This is a genomic window from Leisingera sp. F5, from assembly GCF_001593695.1.
On sequence record NZ_LUKH01001274.1, the window covers coordinates 1 to 1143 of the forward strand.

Annotated in this window: 1 protein-coding gene; it reads right to left on the reverse strand. The window is 62.6% G+C overall.

What is annotated here, in order from left to right:
- Positions 1-100 precede the first annotated feature (100 nt).
- Positions 101-1143: FAD-binding protein (locus A2I95_RS40725; protein ID WP_291737991.1), on the reverse strand; the 1043-nt coding region annotated here is incomplete at its 5' end.

Genomic DNA, 1143 nt, shown 5'->3' on the forward strand with positions numbered 1-1143 from the left:
CGGGCGGCAAGCTGCACTGGATGCCCTTGTGCGGCAAAGGCATGGGCCACGGCCAAGCCGATGTCCGAACGGGCGCCAAAGATCAGAACAGGAGATTTTGTCATAGCGAAAGCCTTTGCGATTGTGCGGACTGAAATGCCGGGTGCAGCCCGGAAGATTGCCGCATTCCGGTGAAGCCCGCAGCCCTGGGGTCCGCCGCTCGCAAGGTATCCGCGTGCATCCGGCTATCCTTGGCCAGGTAGAACCGGCCGCCATGGGTGATGGTGATCCGGTCCAGTTCCTCCATCAGCGCCAGGCTGCGGGGATTGACCGGGAAATCCAGCGCCAGCGTGTAGCCTTCCATCGGGAAGGAGAACGGGCTGTCCTGCGGTCCCAGCCGCTTGAGCACTGCCAGAAAAGAGCCCTGCCCGGCAGCCGAGATCGCCTGCAGCAACCCGCGCAGGCCGCGCCGGGCGCTGTCGAGCGGCAGTACACATTGAAACTGGGCAAAGCCCTTGCGCCCGTAAATCCGGTTCCAGCCAAGCAATGCATCGAGCGGGAAGAAATAGCGGTTCCAGTCGGTAATCAGCATCCCAGCCTTTCGGGCACCTGCCCAGTAGTAGGCGGAATTGAAGGCACGAACACTGAAGCGGTTCAGCGAAAATGAGGGGAACACCGGTGGCACCTGCCGGGTCTTTGCACTGGCGATGGCATAGGGGGTGGCCGACTGTTGCGCGCTCAAGTCCCGTGAATCCGCATGTTCGCCCAGCATAACAAGCGAGCGGCCCAGTGTGTTGCCTTCCGACAGGCAATCAATCCACGCTACCGAATAGGTTGCGCTGGCCGACCGCTCGAAGATTTCCATCGCGGCATCCAGATTTGCAGCCGGCTGTGTCTGCTGCCGGATCCAGGCCGACGGCACCGCCCGCAGCCTGATCGCGGCCTTGACAATGATCCCGGTGAGCCCCATGCCGCCAGCAGTCCAGCCGAACAAATCGCTGTTTTCCTGCGCCGAGCAACGGCGCAGCGTGCCGTCCGGCCCCATGACATCCACCCAGTCCAGGCAATTGCGGAAACTGCCCTCCTTATGGTGGTTCTTACCATGCACATCCGCCGCGATCGCTCCGCCAAGGGTCACAAACTTGGTGCCCGGCACCACTGCCG